Source organism: Pseudothermotoga sp. U03pept, from assembly GCF_051235805.1.
In the GTDB taxonomy this organism is placed as follows: Bacteria; Thermotogota; Thermotogae; order Thermotogales; family DSM-5069; genus Pseudothermotoga_B.
In genome coordinates this window covers 1982220-1997989 of sequence record NZ_JBPNXV010000001.1, presented here as the reverse complement: position 1 = coordinate 1997989, position 15770 = coordinate 1982220, and the positions used below count along the sequence as shown (strand labels likewise).

The window sequence follows — 15770 nt, the reverse complement described above, 5'->3', positions numbered from 1 at the left end:
GTAGTTTGCCGGATTATCCAGTACAGTATAACAACCCTGGTCCTGAAACTGAGTTAAAAGCCAAGAGAGGTTATCCGAGGCTTGGTGCAACACCAGATGATACAGGTGTAAATTTCGGTATTTTCACCCGAAATGGACGCAGAGTAATACTGGAACTCTATCAAAATCACTACGATGAGAAACCATCCCACAGATTTGTGCTCGATCCTGTTCACAACAGAACAGGCGATATCTGGCACGTATATGTTTACGGCATCGGACATGGACAGTACTATGGTTGGAGAATCGATGGGGAATATGACCCTTTGAATGGCAAGAGATTCAACGTTTACAAACTGTTGAGTGATCCTTACGCTAAGGCGATATCTGGATCGTACGAGTGGGATGAAGACAGCGTCTATGGATACAACAGGAACTCGCCATTGAAGGATCTTTCTTTTTCTAACATCGATTCTGCGCAAAGTCCTACGAAATCGATAGTAATAGATGATTCCAAATACGATTGGACGTCAGATAAAAGACCAATGATTCCATGGAAAGACACGATTATCTACGAAATGCATGTGAGATTTTTCACCGTGAGCCCTACATCGAAGGCGAGCTTTCCAGGGACCTTTCTTGGAATACTCGAAAAACTCGATCATTTGAGAGAACTTGGCGTAACGACTGTCGAACTGATGCCGATCTTTGAATTCTGTGCCAACGCCAATAGAAACATCAACCCCTACACGGGCAGGACACTCAAAGACATGTGGGGATACAACCCACTGGGTTTTTTTGCTGTAACAGGCAACTACTCTCTGGGAATGAAACTTGGAGAACAGGTCTTTCTTTTCAAGGACTTTGTCAAAGAAATGCACAGAAATGGTTTTGAGGTGATTCTCGACGTTGTTTACAACCACACGGGTGAAGGCAATGAAATGGGTCCAACGCTTTCTTTCAGAGGTATAGACAACGAGATATACTACATTCTGAATCCATCGAACAAGAGATTTTACATGAACTACTCCGGTTGCGGCAATACACTCAATTGCAATCATCCTGTTGTCAAAGAGATGATAATAGACAGTCTTAGATATTGGGCAACAGAGATGCATGTAGATGGCTTTCGCTTTGATCTTGCATCTATTCTTGGCAGAACACCCGATGGGAGATGGATTGGTGACTTCTCGCTCTTGAAGGATATTTCAGAAGATGCCATACTGCATGACTTGAAGCTCATAGCAGAAGGTTGGGATGCCGCGGGAGGGTATTTTCTGGGTCAGTTTCCACAAGGCTGGGCTGAATGGAATGGAAGATATAGAGACACTGTCAGGAGATTTGTTCGTGGCGATGAAGGTACGGTGCAAGATCTTGCTATGCGAATAGCCGGAAGTCAGGATCTCTATGGTACTCGTTCTCCTCATGCAAGCATAAACTTTGTTACCTGCCATGACGGCTTTACACTCAGAGATTTAGTGAGCTATCGCTACAAACACAATGAAGCGAATGGTGAAGATAACAGGGATGGCAGTGATGAGAACTATAGCTGTAATTGTGGGATAGAAGGTGAAACAGATGATCCGCAGATAGTTCGTTTGAGAAAGCAACAGGTGAAGAACTTCGTGGCTATTCTAATGGTGTCTCATGGCACACCGATGGTCTTGATGGGCGATGAGATCTATCGAACTCAAAAGGGAAACAACAACGCTTACTGTCATGACGACGAGACCACATGGCTTGATTGGTCGCTGAAAGAAAGGTACGAAGATATCTTCAGATTTTTCAAAAAGATGATTCACTTTCGAAAATCACATCCTGCTCTGAGAAAACCGCATTTCTTCAGTGGTTTACCAACGAGCGCGGGGCTTCCAGACCTAACGTGGCATGGTGTCAAGCCTTTTGAACCTGACTTTTCACATTATTCTCATTCATTGGCTTTCATGATAAGTGGTGAAGCAACTACGCAGGAACACGACAAAGACATATACGTCATTTTGAATCAATGGAGAGAACCTCTTAGATTTGTTCTACCATATATACACGGCAAGAGTTGGTACAGGGTTGTTGATACTTCGAAAGATTCTCCTGAGGATTTTCTGGACAACCCTGAAAAAGCTGGTTACGTTTATATTGCGCAACCGAAAAGCACTGTGATTTTCGTTGGAATGTGAATTGCCCTTGGCTTTTACAATAAACTTGCACATCTCTTAGGGGGTGTCAGAATTGAGCTTTATAATGATTGTTGTCAGCATCATTGGAGTTTTCTTTTTGTGGTTGAAGTTGTTCTGGTGGCAATATGTTGTATCGATCTGCTTTTTTTCTGTTATCTTGATCTGTCTTCTTCAAAAGATTAGGTCAAAAAGACAGTTCAAGCTCGAAAGCCAACAGGATCGGGAGAAACATATCGATGATCTGTTTCGTGAGCTTTTTGTTTCTTCAACTTCGTTGAAAAGAGATGCAGAAGCTCTCACGAACGCGTCTGAAAAGATGAAAGAGAGTTCAAACCAACTGAGCCAGAGATCTAAAAGGATATCAGAGTTAGTTCAGTCTCTGACTGCATCTCTTGAAGAAAGTAGTTCTGGAGCAAGCGAAATAGCCAACAACGCGCAGGTCGTAGGACGCAACGCAGACCAACTTCGAAGTAAATTTGAACAACTCGACCAAAATGTCTCAACGCTGAGGACAAAGATCGGTGACTTACAAAACGAGAACATAGCGGCGCAGGCAAAATTGACCGATCTGGTTCAAACCATGGACAAGCTCGGTGAGGTCTCCGAAGGTATAAGAGAGATGGTGCAGACTATCCAGCAAATATCCCAGCAAACCAACCTCCTGGCACTGAATGCGGCAATCGAAGCGGCAAGAGCCGGTGAGCACGGAAGAGGCTTTGCCGTTGTTGCGGATGAGGTTAGAAAGCTCGCCGAACAATCACAGCAATCTGCCGAGAAAATAGCACAGCAAGTTGGCAATATTGAAGTGAGAATCAAAGATTCGGTTCAGAAAGGTAATGCAGTCGCACTATCTGTGGAGAGAACCATCAAAGTCAACGAAGACTTCGCTGTGAGTTTGGTCAGTCTAAGAGAAAGTGTTAGCCAATTCCAAAAGATGGTCGATGAGATCTCAATTTCGATACAATCCCAAATACAGTCGACAAAAGAGATAGAGTCGGCTGTAAATAGCAACACAACAGCCGCATCGGAGATTTTGAATTTTGTCCAAGAGACAGACGAGGCTGTAAAGACCTTGAGCACGATTTCTACAAAACTGTTGCAAGATGGTCAGGTACTTGCTCTGAAGTCTCTAAAGTTGAGAAGTCTTACTGGGGCAAGGGAATGGCTTTCCCAGCAGATCAAAGATTTGAACGAGCTGTTACAACTTCCAGAGTGCCAAAGTCTAAATTGGCAGGCATTTGAACCACATGCGAAGGAATTTCTCAAGGCACATGGTGACACATACGAACTTCTCTTCATGGCTGACGCAAATGGCAACTTCATAACTACTACTGGTGCAAAAGGGAATATCGGAGACAGAGATTATTTTTTGTATTTGAAGCAAAACAACCATGTTCAGTGGACAATTTCGGATCCTTTACAATCTCGCGTTACTGGAAAGATGACCTTAAGGTTGGCCTTTGCCATAAGAGAAGGCAGTGTTTTTAAGGGAATCTTTGCTGCAACACTGATGCTCAAAAAACTTGAAGAAGAGCTGGAGAAAGAAAAAGCATAGCCGATAGATAATTTGACTGATTAAAAAGTCCAAGGGAGGGATGTTCATGAAAAAGGTTGTTTTGTTAGTCAGTTTGCTGGTATGTGTTTACCTTTTTGCTTATGTTCCAGCTACCTCAGATTACGTACTGTTGTTGAGAGATCTTGAGACTGTCAACTCATTCTTACCACCAATCAGTCGTTTCCAGAGCACCACAAAAGGATTTGTCTGCTTTTTCGGTAAACTTTCACTGAACTTATCCAGCCTTGTGGGTCTTTTTGAAACAGAGGAGTTTGGAGAAGTACAAGATTTACTCAGTGTCTCCATAGTGACCGATGATCCAAATTGGGTGAAGACAAACCTCTCAGAGCTCGTTGAAAGCCACGAACTCATTCAAAGTGGAGATCTTTACTATTTTGTCACACCATCAATGTTAGAAGACGTTAGAGCGATGATTGACGGAGAAATACCTGCCTTTGAGCTGCCAGAAACTCAAAGTATTTATGTAAAGATCCGCACCATCCCAATCTTTGGTATCATTTTCCACTTGCTTGGCTTCAACGAAGGTGTACCCGTTGAGGACGAGATAAGCGTAAATCTTGAATCAGAAACGGCAGTGATTCTCATTAAAGCTGTCAAGGAGGGTAAGTTCGATTGGGAGATCAAAAAGATTCGCTACAGCTCTGTTCCTGACGGGCTCAAAGTCCTAAGAGATGCGCAGTTCTCATTGATCATGCCGACCACACTGCTCAAACAACTACCGACTGAGATATTGGAAGAACTCGAGATAGATTTTGAAGAACTTGACTTCATCTTCTCGAAAGCAACGAGCATCGCTTTAAGCTTTTCTGAAGAGATGTCAAAGTTTGCAGTATTCTTTGATCTCAAAAATGAATTTCTCGATGATCTTTTAGAAAAATTCAAAGAATGGGGTGTTTCAGTAAAAACGACAGAAGATTTTGTTTACGTAGAACTCGATGAACTGACTGCGGTACTTCCTACCAAAGGAGGTATTGCGCAGATTCTCTCTTCCAACGTTGCTGAGAAAGACCTCGTGAAGATCGAAGGTGGCATGATTGGGAAGATCTCCTTCAAGGAAGCAGATATGTTTGTTGACCTTTCACTTTCAAGAGAAGGTTGTTCGGTGATCGTGAATGCTACGGTCTCAAAGAACGTGATCTCGGAACTCTTGAAGCAAATACTGTCAGAGTTTTTACCCAAGCTACCTGAGATGAAACTGATCATAGATATAATTCAACACATCGATGAAATGACCGACTACATGTACTTGGATCCACCAGAGACTATTGAAGAACTTGCAGACATAATACCAGCAGAATTTGTAGACAGGTTAAGTTATGAGAGAAAGGAAGAAGATGGAAAGTGGGTCGTCTCAATAGGTGTGAAGAGTGATCTTGTGGATTATCTTACAGAAAATGATGTAATGGAGGTTCTTAGCTACTACAGCTACGTCGATTCTGTTCGATTTGATCTCGATAATAAGATCATCTATGTGACAAAGACCTATAAAAAAGCAGAACCGTTCCCTCTGTACAATTTAGTGGAGGATCTTGTAACAGGCATAAGTTGGTACTACGAAGACTTTGGATCAATGCCAGAGAATTTGAAAGACTTAGTCTACTGGTACTTCGATTCCCCAGAGTGGTTATTTGATTCGGTTACGTACGATCATACAACAGATGGTGAAACAATAACTGTAAGACTTGAAATCACCACAGACCAAGAAACGGATTTGGAAGAACTTATTCAAGATCTCGATCTGAAGGAAGCATTTTACGAGAATGGTAAACTCATAGTGATCTTTGAAATCCCTTGAAGGATCCAGAAGGCGGGAGATATTCCCGCCTTCTCATTTGTGAAGATGAACTTCAATGCCCAGATATCTTTCCATTGCTTCCTTAATTGCCTTTGCCACTTGAGAGAGATTTATTGCAACATGATGTTCAAAGCCTTCGAGACAAATGTTTTTCATCAATTCTTCAAGATTACTTATCTTCGCAATGGCTCTTGATCCAAAGGTCTTTGGATCTTGTGAAAGTATTTCTCCTTCTCCAACATAGCCTCTAAGCTTCCCGCTAATATCATCGGTCGAGAGCCTGAAGAAGGTGAAAGGTCCACTCTTTATCTTTCCTGCACAGGCGCCGTATGCGTTTTGATTGCCAACAGTTGTTCCAATCACATCGGCATAGCGTATCTCTGCCGTTTCGTACACCGAGCGCGGGAAATTGCCACAGTGGAACAAAATGCATTCGTCTTCTGCTCTGTAATTGTTGTTCCAGTCGACAAGTGCTGATGGCTTGCCAGAAGCGCTCTGCAAAGCGTACATAGACAGAGCACCCATTACATCAACTTCGCATGCACTCGGTCTGAGCTCTTCACTCATCATACTCATCACAGTGCACGGTGTGATGTGCAACCTTCTTTCCATTATTGTCCAACACTGAATAGCCGTGGCATTCAGATCGTTTTCTCTTATCCATTCTTCTATGACAACAGCCAATTTTGCCATCGTGACAAGTGCCTCGTTGGGGACTATCTGAACGAGATAGTTTTTCATGATCTTTTCGATTTTGTTCCTCACCCTATCATCTTCATCGCGGATCTCATTGATCTTTGACATGATCTCTGAAAGATCTATTGTCTCAACGCTCACCTTCATTCTTTCAAGTATCTTTTCAGAAAACCTCACTGTGTTGAAAGCGTTTGGTCTCGCACCGATAGCACCTATTCTCACCTTCTTGAGATCCTTGACTACTTGACAGACGGCGGCAAACCACTCCAGATCCTTGCCGAAAGTCTGTGAATCAACTTCTTCAATATGGTGTGTGGTGAGAGAAAAGTTTATTCCAAACTGCTTCAGGTTATTACAAACCGAGATCTTCCCGCAAAAGCTGTCTCGACGGTGTAAAAGATCGAGTTTATCTGGCTCATCTGGAAATGCGTGGATCAATACTGGAACTTGTAATTCACTCATTCTGATGGCTTGAGCAACAGCTTTTTCATCGCCAAAGTTTGGTAGTGTCACAATGATTCCATCTATTCGATCGGCGTTTTCTTTGAAGAGATTGGCGCACTTTTTTGCGTCCGATAGAGTTTCCACAGCTCCAAGTTTTGTTTGAGACGGCTCGAGACAAACTGTTTCATAACCAAGGCTTTCAAGAATCTTCAATATCTCTTTTCTGCCCTCTTCAACGAGACTATCCGGGAAGAAATCTCTGTTTCCCACTATTAAGCCAAAACACAGCTTTTTCATCTTATCACCTCGGTTTCTCAATGTAGAATTGCACGTTTTACAGCCATTCGCCAGCCATTGATGTACTCTTCTCTGAGTTGTTGATCTATATTTGGTATGTACTTCGTGTAATGCATAGAGATCTGTTCTTCGTCCAGAATACCGATCGACTTTGCTGCTATAAGGGCAACTCCACGCGCAGAACATTCTTCTATGTTATTCACATAGATAGGTAAGTCCAATATGTCTGCCTGGAACTGCATTAGAAATCTGTTCTTGGTTGCACCACCGTCTGCCTTCAGTTCATCTGGTCTCATGCCCGTTTCCCTTACAAGTGCTGAGAACAAATCGTAAACTTGGTAAGCTATCGATTCCAGAGCTGCTCTGACAATGTGTGCCCTTGTGGTACGCTTAGTCATACCACACATGAGAGCCTGGGCATCACTGTCCCAGTACGGAGCGCCAAGCCCATAGAAGGCAGGTACAAAATAGACTCCACAACTGTCTGAGACACTCGCAGCGAGATCTTCTAATTCTTCAATGCTGTTTACCAGTTGAAGTTGTTCGACAACCCATTTCAACGTGTCAGCAGAGCTGTGGATATTACCCTCTGCAACGTAAGTGATCTTCTTGTCAGTGACCCAACCAATAGAAAGCACACCACTAACAAGTTCTGCCTTCTTTTCGCCTAAGTTGATCATCATAGAAGTTCCCGTACCATAGGTCGCTTTGGCATCTTTGGGATGAAACCCCATCTGCCCATAAAGTGCGGCACTTGAATCTCCCATCACACCAATCACTGGAAGCCTTCTCGGTAGTAGACCGTTTAGATCTGTATAACCAAATATCTCATCTGAGCAAAGCAGTTTCGGAAGGATCTTGGATGGTATATTGAACAGATCAAGTAGTTCCTCATCCCATCTCAGTGAGTGAATGTTCAAAAGCAGTGTGCGGCTTGCGTTCGAGTAGTCTGTAACATGAGGATGACCCTCACAGAGGTTCCAAATTAACCATGAGTCTATTGTACCGAAAGATATCTCTCCATTTTCTGCATTTTTCCTGATATCCTCTACATTTTCAAGCAGCCAATTTATTTTGCTCGCGGAGAAATATGGATCAATCAAGAGACCGGTTTTCTCTCTAACCATTCGTTCGTAGCCGTCTCTTTTCAATTTCTCACAAAGATCTTTACCACGTTGGCACTGCCAGACTATCGCGTTGTAAACGGGCTTGCCACTTTTGTCCCATAATACGGCTGTTTCTCGCTGATTGGTGACAGAAACTGCAATGATCGAATATGGATCTATGCGATCGATCACTCTTCGACATGCAGTAAGTGTTTTATCAAGAATCTCCTTTGGATCGTGTTCGACCCAACCGGACTTTGGGTAATACTGTTTGTGATATTCTGTGGTACGTTTCACGACGTTCAACGTTGAATCGAACAAGACAGCCTTTGTCCCTGTTGTGCTCTGATCGATCGCCAGGATGTACTTTTCCAAGATCAATACCTCCTCAAAAACTCTTGTGCTCTCTTAGCGATTCCGGCAAAATCGAGACCATAATGAGAATAGACTTGACTTTGATTACCAGTAACTGGATATTCATCTGGAAATGCGATGATTTCGACTGGAACAGGATGAGATCTACACAGTAAGCTGCATATGGCTTCACCAAGACCTCCGTGGATGCTGTGTTCTTCAGCTACTAAGATCCTTTTTGTGGCACGTGCTATCTGCAGTACCAAATCTTCGTCAAGAGGTTTCACACAAGGTAGATCCACTACAGTTGCATTGATTCCAGAGGAGGTGAGAATCTTAGCTGCTTCAAGTGCATGCCAAACAACCTCACCGGTAGCAAAAATCGCTATGTCTTTTCCCTCTTTCAAGACATTCCCTTTTCCAAATTTGAAGGAGTCGTTTTCACTGCTGTAAACAAAAGGCACTGGATTTCTCCCAGTGCGCACATAGACAGGTTGGTTCGTCTCTACAATCTGGTCGACCATTGCCGCGGCTTGGTATGCATCGGATGGAAGTATCACAGCGATATTAGGTATAGCCCTATAAACAGCCACATCGTGTAGGGAATGATGGGTACTCCCGAGAGGCCCATAGCTCACTCCACCGCTCACCGCTATGATCTTCACATTTGCCCCACTGTATGCGATATCGTTCTTCACTTGTTCCAGACTTCGTGCAGAATAGAAACATGCAGGTCCAAAGAGAAAGACTTTCTTATTCGAAAAAGCCAGACCAGCAGAGATTCCCGTGGCTGTTTGTTCAGCTATTCCCGTCTCAATTGATCTGTCTGGAAAGGTTTCGAAAAATTTCTCTATAGCTGCCGAACCTCTTGCATCCGAAGTTACAACAACGATCTGTGGATCCTTCCAAGCAAGTTGCAAAACCCTTTCGGCTATCGCTACTCTGACTGGCATCTTATCAGGCATCATTTCTCAGCTCCTGTAGAGTTTTATCAAGCTCTTCCATAGCCTTTCGAAGTTCTTCTTCGCTGGGAACATGGTGGTGCCATTCCTTTTTGTTCTCTATGAAAGAAACCCCCTTGCCTTTGACTGTGTGCGCAATGACGATATGAGGAAGGTATGGAGCCGTTGGTATGCTCTTGAACACGTCGATCAAACCGTCAATGTCATGGCCGTCAACCTGCAACACCTTCCAGCCAAAAGACTCCCACTTTTTCTCCAGATTTTCAAGTCTCACTACTTCTTCAGTAAATCCGCTTATCTGTAGCTTGTTTCTATCCACAATGGCGATCAGGTTATCAAGTTTATAGTGTGCCGCTACCTGAGCAGCTTCCCACACAGAACCTTCATCGAGCTCTCCGTCGCCCATCAAGACATAGACTTTGTAGTTCTTCTTATCGATCTTCCCTGCCAAAGCCATTCCAACTCCAACAGCCAGACCGTGTCCCAGCGCTCCAGTATTGACTTCGACTCCCGGTACCTTTGTTGTGGGATGCCCAGTCAAACGAGAATTGAACGCGCAGTAAGTTCCCAATTCGTCTTCGCTGAAAAATCCAGCTTGTGCAAGTACTGCGTACAGAGCTTCGACGCTGTGCCCCTTGCTCATGACAAAACGATCTCTGTCGGGCAGATGTGGGTTTTTTGGATCAATTCGCATTACTCCGAAATAGAGACTCACCAAGATGTCTACGCAGGAGAGAGAGCCACCTGTGTGTCCTGTTTTGGCTTGGTAGATCATCTGCAGGAGTTTCTTTCTTATTTGTGCTGCTTTTATCTTCAGACTCAGTAGATCATACATTTCAACCACGCCCTTTACCAATCCTTTCAGCCACAACAGCGGCTATGATTATGAACCCTTTTGCAACCTGTTGCCAAAATGGTGAAACACCTGTGAGCACCAAGCCATTGTTCAGAACACCAATGATTAGAGCACCTATGAGTGTACCTTCTATTGCGCCCTTACCGCCAGAAAGCGAAGCGCCACCGATTACAGTAGCAGCAATGGCATCGAGTTCATACATTAGACCTGCATTTGGCTGAGCGGAGTCAAGTCTCGAAGTGATGATCAATCCTGCAACTGCAGCCAAAGTACCCGAGACCATGTAGGTTATCAGTTTGGTCAGTCTTGCATTCACACCAGATAAGATTGCAGCCTTTTCATTTCCACCCACCGCATAGACGTATCTACCAAAGCGTGTTAATCTGAGAAATATTGAACCAAGGGTTGTCACAATCGCGGCGATCCAGACCGGTACGGGGATTCCCAGCAGCCAACCTGAACCAATCGTATTGAATGTCTCACCCAGTTTGGTGATCGGATAGCCTTTGGTCCAAAGCATTATAAAACCTCTGACTGCAGTCATAGTGCCAAGGGTTGCTACAAAAGGCGGCACATTGAAAAATGTTATGATGGCTCCATTCAACCAACCGATTGCCAAGCCAACGAGTATTCCAATGAGAGAAGCACCAACGACACCAAACTGAAGTACGACACCAAAGATCGCGAAAGTAAAACCGTATTTCAACAGTCTTGCTGTCACTGCTCCGGCAAAACCTAAGATGGAACCGACCGACAGGTCTATGCCACCTGCAAGAATGACATAGGTCATGCCTACTGCTATGCACAAATTAACAGCTGTTTGGCGCAAGATTGTCCACAGATTGCCAACCGTTAAAAAGCGATTGCTCAGGAGTGCAAAGAGTAAGAAAAGACCAAACAAGATGATCAAAGACTGGTATTTCGCAAGAGTTCTCAAGCCCATCTTTTGTTTCTTTTCCTCTTTCAAAAGATGTGTACTCTGTGTGATCTCAACGTTCTGAGTGCCTTTCTCATTCTCTGGATGTGCAGTCATCTATTGTTCACTCCTTCCGCATTTGTCTTCACCGGTCTGAAACTTTTCGGAATTGCCGCTTTAAGGAGTTTTTCCTCTGTGACATCTTCACGCAAGAATTCAGCGGTCTTTTTTCCTTCGGACATCACGAGTATCCTGTCAGACATCGCCATGACCTCTGGGAGCTCAGATGAAACTAAGACTACCCCTACACCCGATTTTGCGAGATCATTTATTAAACCGTAAATCTCTGCCTTCGCATTGACGTCTATTCCTCGTGTTGGCTCGTCCAGCAGAATTACTTTTGGTTTGAGAGACAACCATTTTGCCAAGACAACTTTTTGTTGATTTCCACCACTCAGGTTTTCCACGATTTGATTGACCGAGGGTGTTTTTATGTTGAGTTTTCTCACATAATCAGTTGCCATGTTCTTTTCAGCTGTACGATTTATAAATCCCAGCTTTGAGGCGTATCTCAGACCTGGTAAACTCATATTGTGAAGAACAGTCATTTGAAGGATCAACCCAGAGAGCTTTCTATCCTCGGGCACGTATCCAAGACCTGACTTTATCGCGTCTGAAGTCTTTTTAATCGATACTAATCTGCCGTCGATGAAAATCCTTCCTGTCACGCGTGCTTGAGAATAAAACCCGAACAGAGCCTCCATGGTCTCTGTTCTACCAGCACCGATCAGTCCATAGATCCCCAAGATTTCGCCTTTGCGAACAGAAAAAGAGACGTTGTCAACGATAGTCTTACCTCTCTCATCTACTGCGGAGAGATTCTCCACTCTGAGAATCTCATCACCTATCTGACACTTTTCCCGTACGAAGAATTTGTCGATGCTTCTTCCAACCATCAATCTGACCACGTCATCATAACTGAATTGGTCTGTCCTACCTTCTGCCACCACTTTGCCGTCTCGCATTACTACAATTCTTTGAGCGATTGAAAATACCTCGTCCAGTTTGTGCGATATGTAGAGAATCGAGGTACCGTTACTCTGAAGATCTCTGATTATCTCAAAAAGATTTTCTATTTCTTTCTCACTTATTGCTGAAGTAGGTTCATCCATTATGATGATCTTCGCTTTGCTCAAAAAAGATTTTGCTATGGCAACCAATTGTTGTTGTCCCGTGCTGAGTTCTTCTACCTTTTTCTTTGGGTCCACATTGAGTCGGACTCTCGTTAAGACGTTCTTTGATTCTCTAAAGAGCTTTTTGTAGTCAACGAAACCCCAGAAATTCAGCGGCTCTCTACCAAGCCATATGTTCTCAGCGATTGTGAGATTTGGCACTAAATCGAGCTCTTGCGGGATCAAGAATATGCTGGAATCAATTGCTTCACGTGGATTTTTAAAACGAACCTCTCTGCCTTCGAGAAGAACCTTCCCCGTGTAATCAGAGTAAACTCCGGCAAAGATTTTCATAAGGGTTGATTTACCTGCACCGTTTTCCCCAACTATTGCTGTGACCATTCCTCTCTGAATCGACAATGAAACATCGTTTACCGCTATGACACCTGGAAAAACCTTGGTCAGATTCTTTGCTTCAAGAACAGGGGTGTTTTCACTCATTCAGTAACCTCCTTGACTCAACTCAAGCTTCAATGGAATGACTGATATTGGATATCTGACTGGGTCATCACGAAGAAGATTGAAAAGTCCTATGAATTTGACCATCAAATCAGAGGTGCTGGCTTTTTCTCTCATAGATTCGATAAAAGGTGTCGCAACTTCCTCGCTCACTATGTCGTTGAGAGCCGTAGAGACAAGGTTAAAGTCCATTATTCTGTCAAAATCCTCCATTTTGATTATTCCTGTGGCCATCACTATTGTGTTACCAAAGACACGCCTTGTTATGTAAAACTCAGGTTGTTTTGCCTCTTCTCTTATTTGTATAAGTATTCCATCTTCGTTGAATGAAACGACACGACCTGAACCTTCAACGATGTAGTATCTATAGTTGGAGATACCCACAATCTTGGCATATTTCTGGTGAGCTTCCTCTGGATTTAAGTTCAGCAGCTCAAGTACTTCGTAGGAGTCGGCTTTTGAGAGGTTCGCGAGTTGAGTCTGAAGTTTAAGCCAGACATTTTGTGCATAGCTTTTAGGATCAAATGTCTTTCTAACTTGGTCTATAGGAACAATCTTACAAGATCTGTTGATCAGCACCGCTACGATGACTGCAAGTGACAAAAGGATAATCTTTTTTCGCACGTAGATGCCTCCCCAAAGCCCCGGGCAAAGAGCCCGGGGAAAAAAGATCACTTACGACCATACGGTGCGTACTTATCGATGTTTTCTCGGCTCACCAATTCAACGGTGACAGGAACAATCTCTGGAAATTGTCTTTCGCCTCTCAGATACTGGTCTGCCCATTCTGCGGCAAGCCTGGACATCAATTTCGGGAATTGCATCACTGTCGCAACGATCAGTCTTCCTTCGTTGATCGCATAGATAACATCTTCTGCGCCGTCAAAACCAAATATGAAGATATCTTTTCTGCCCGCAGCTTCAACAGCCATCAGAGCACCAAGTGCCATCGCATCGTTTCCACACCATATTGCTTTAATCTCTGGATGACCTTGCAGTATTTGTTCTGTGACCTTGAACCCGGTGTCTCTGTCGAATTCTGCAGACTGCTGGGCTACCATGGTGAACTCTTTGTATTTGTCAACAACTGAGTGGAAACCATTTGACCTGTCCCAAGTAGGTTGTGCACTGAGTATACCAAGCAGTTCAGCGTAAGGTATTTTGTCTGCTTTGACCTTTTCTTTCATGAACTTAACGAAATACTCGCCCATGAGAACTCCACCATAGTAGTTGTCAGAGTAGATCTGCGAGACAGCAATACCTCTTGCGTTGATGCCTCTGTCGATGCAAAAAACTGGTATGCCTGCATCTTTTGCGCGGCGTACGTTCGCAATTGATCCATCGGCGTCTGTCGGGTTGAAGAGTATAGCCTTAAAACCTGCGGCTATTATCGTGTCGAAGTGTGATGATTCTTTGGCTGTATCGTTCTGAGAGTCAAAAACGGTGACTTCATAACCCAGCTCTTGAGCCCTCAGTTTGGCGGCATCTGCAAGCACAACAAACCACGGATTGTTGAGGGTGGAAATCACAACTGCGATCTTCCCCTTTGTTTCGGCAAAAACAGTGAATCCAACTACGAGAATTGCCACAGCAACCACAACAGTGAGAAACTTTCTCATAAAACCACCTCCACCTTGAGTTTTAACCCCTCCTGGGGTTAATTGTTCCTTGGCTTAGCAGTTTCTCTCAAAACTATATCTGTCTGAAGTATCGTAGAGTGTTTCCTGACACTGCCTTTAGTGAGAATTTGGTATAGTATCTTACCGGCAGTGTATCCCATTTGATATATGGGTTGTCTCACCGTCGTCAAAGCAGGTTTGGAATACTTACTGTAAAACATGTCATCGAAACCAACCACGCTGACATCTTCTGGAACAGAATGTCCCATTTCCGTGAGTGCCTCGATGGCACCAAGCGCGACCAAATCGTTACCACCGACTACTGCCTGAGGAATTTTCTTGAGCCTTTTCACAAGTTCGTACCCACTCTCAAAGGTAAATTTTCCATACAGTACCTGAAAATCTTCTATACGGTGCTTTTTAACGCTGTTTATGAAACCGCGTAGTCTTTCCTTAGCGCTCGAAGTATTTCGTTCACCGCTCAGATAAACAAGCGATCTGTGCCCGGTCTCAATCAAATAATCTGTGATCCTTTCCACACCAGCCGTGTTATCGACACCTACGTATGGAACGTTCAAATCTTCGTAACGTCGATCCATGAAGACCAGTTTTATCTTTGTGGAATTTACTAATCGTGAAAAATCTGAGTTCTGCCCACCAGAACAAGTGACGATCATTGCGTCAACATTTTGGGATAGAAGTGCTTTAAGCAATTTGATTTCCTCACGGACGTTGTGATCTGTTCCACACACCATGAAGGTGTAACCTTTTCTTTTCAAGAAATCCTCCGCACCTTTCACCATCATTAGAAAAGCGGGGTTTGTTATGTCTGGAATGATAAAGCCTATCAATCTTGTCGAACCAGTCCTCAAACTACGAGCAACTTGGTTGGGTTGATATCCAAGCTCCTGAATCGCTCTTCTCACCCTATTTCTCAGTTCTTCACTCACACTTTCTGGTTTGTTTATGACCCTTGAAACCGTAGAGATGGAAACACCAGCTATCTGAGCAACGCTTTTGATATTTGATGAGCCGTTTTCCAGCTTATTTTTCAAGATTTTTAGCACTCCCTTTTTGAAAACGTTTTTGAAAACGTTTTCAAACCTGATACAATCTTGCACTTAGATGCCAACAGAGTCAATATCGAACTTTCCGTAAAGATCGTCCTGAGAATTGATTCTTAGGCATTAGGCTTGAGAATAATACTGATTCTCAATTTATCTCTTGTTTTTTGCAATTATCTTCCCTTATCTTTTGTTTTCATTTCTGAATCCCCCTGGTTCGATTTTCGTTAACACACAGACT

12 protein-coding genes are annotated in these 15770 nt (G+C 43.6%); 3 read left to right on the top strand and 9 right to left on the bottom strand.

Annotation, left to right across the window (positions count from 1 at the left end; translation table 11 throughout):
* The first annotated feature begins 5 nt into the window (after window positions 1–5).
* From glgX to ACSFC1_RS09745, 3 genes are read left to right on the top strand one after another with little or no spacing between them, the layout of a single operon-like run.
* Entirely contained in the window at window positions 6–2153 is a 2148-nt protein-coding gene (glgX, locus tag ACSFC1_RS09755; RefSeq protein WP_435565910.1) for a glycogen debranching protein GlgX, read from the top strand.
* A 52-nt stretch (window positions 2154–2205) separates the two neighbouring features.
* A complete protein-coding gene (locus ACSFC1_RS09750; protein ID WP_435565909.1) occupies window positions 2206–3708 on the top strand; it encodes a methyl-accepting chemotaxis protein in 1503 nt (500 codons plus the stop codon).
* Between the two features lie 46 nt (window positions 3709–3754).
* The gene (locus ACSFC1_RS09745; protein ID WP_435565908.1) at window positions 3755–5524 is read left to right on the top strand and encodes a hypothetical protein; all 1770 of its coding nucleotides are present in this window, start codon (window positions 3755–3757) and stop codon (window positions 5522–5524) included.
* 33 nt (window positions 5525–5557) lie between these two features.
* Here ACSFC1_RS09745 and ACSFC1_RS09740 read toward each other — a convergent pair whose 3' ends face one another.
* Genes ACSFC1_RS09740 through ACSFC1_RS09700 form a run of 9 tightly spaced genes read right to left on the bottom strand, consistent with a single transcriptional unit; the run spans window position 5558 to window position 15520 of the window.
* Window positions 5558–6961, bottom strand: coding sequence for an L-fucose/L-arabinose isomerase family protein (locus ACSFC1_RS09740; RefSeq protein WP_435565907.1), 1404 nt, complete (start codon window positions 6959–6961; stop codon window positions 5558–5560).
* 17 nt (window positions 6962–6978) lie between these two features.
* Complete coding sequence (locus tag ACSFC1_RS09735) at window positions 6979–8442, bottom strand: FGGY-family carbohydrate kinase (protein WP_435565906.1); 1464 nt, start codon at window positions 8440–8442, stop codon at window positions 6979–6981.
* Between the two features lie 2 nt (window positions 8443–8444).
* Window positions 8445–9386, bottom strand: coding sequence for a transketolase family protein (locus tag ACSFC1_RS09730; protein ID WP_435565905.1), 942 nt, complete (start codon window positions 9384–9386; stop codon window positions 8445–8447).
* Window positions 9379–10218, bottom strand: coding sequence for a transketolase (locus ACSFC1_RS09725; protein ID WP_435566027.1), 840 nt, complete (start codon window positions 10216–10218; stop codon window positions 9379–9381). Before ACSFC1_RS09725 ends, ACSFC1_RS09730 begins: the two co-directional genes overlap by 8 nt.
* A 1-nt stretch (window position 10219) precedes the next feature.
* Window positions 10220–11272 (bottom strand): ABC transporter permease, encoded by a 1053-nt coding sequence (locus ACSFC1_RS09720; protein ID WP_435565904.1) that lies wholly within the window; start codon window positions 11270–11272, stop codon window positions 10220–10222.
* Window positions 11269–12828, bottom strand: a complete 1560-nt coding sequence (locus tag ACSFC1_RS09715) for a sugar ABC transporter ATP-binding protein (protein ID WP_435565903.1) — start codon at window positions 12826–12828, stop codon at window positions 11269–11271. Before ACSFC1_RS09715 ends, ACSFC1_RS09720 begins: the two co-directional genes overlap by 4 nt.
* Window positions 12829–13470: a DUF2291 domain-containing protein gene (locus ACSFC1_RS09710; RefSeq protein WP_435565902.1), complete on the bottom strand. Its 642-nt coding sequence runs from the start codon at window positions 13468–13470 to the stop codon at window positions 12829–12831.
* A 47-nt stretch (window positions 13471–13517) separates the two neighbouring features.
* Window positions 13518–14465 carry a D-ribose ABC transporter substrate-binding protein gene (locus ACSFC1_RS09705; RefSeq protein ID WP_435565901.1) on the bottom strand — a complete coding sequence of 316 codons (948 nt, stop codon included), beginning with the start codon at window positions 14463–14465 and terminating at the stop codon, window positions 13518–13520.
* Window positions 14466–14503: 38 nt separating this feature from the next.
* Window positions 14504–15520 (bottom strand): LacI family DNA-binding transcriptional regulator, encoded by a 1017-nt coding sequence (locus ACSFC1_RS09700; protein WP_435565900.1) that lies wholly within the window; start codon window positions 15518–15520, stop codon window positions 14504–14506.
* Between the last annotated feature and the right edge of the window lie 250 nt (window positions 15521–15770).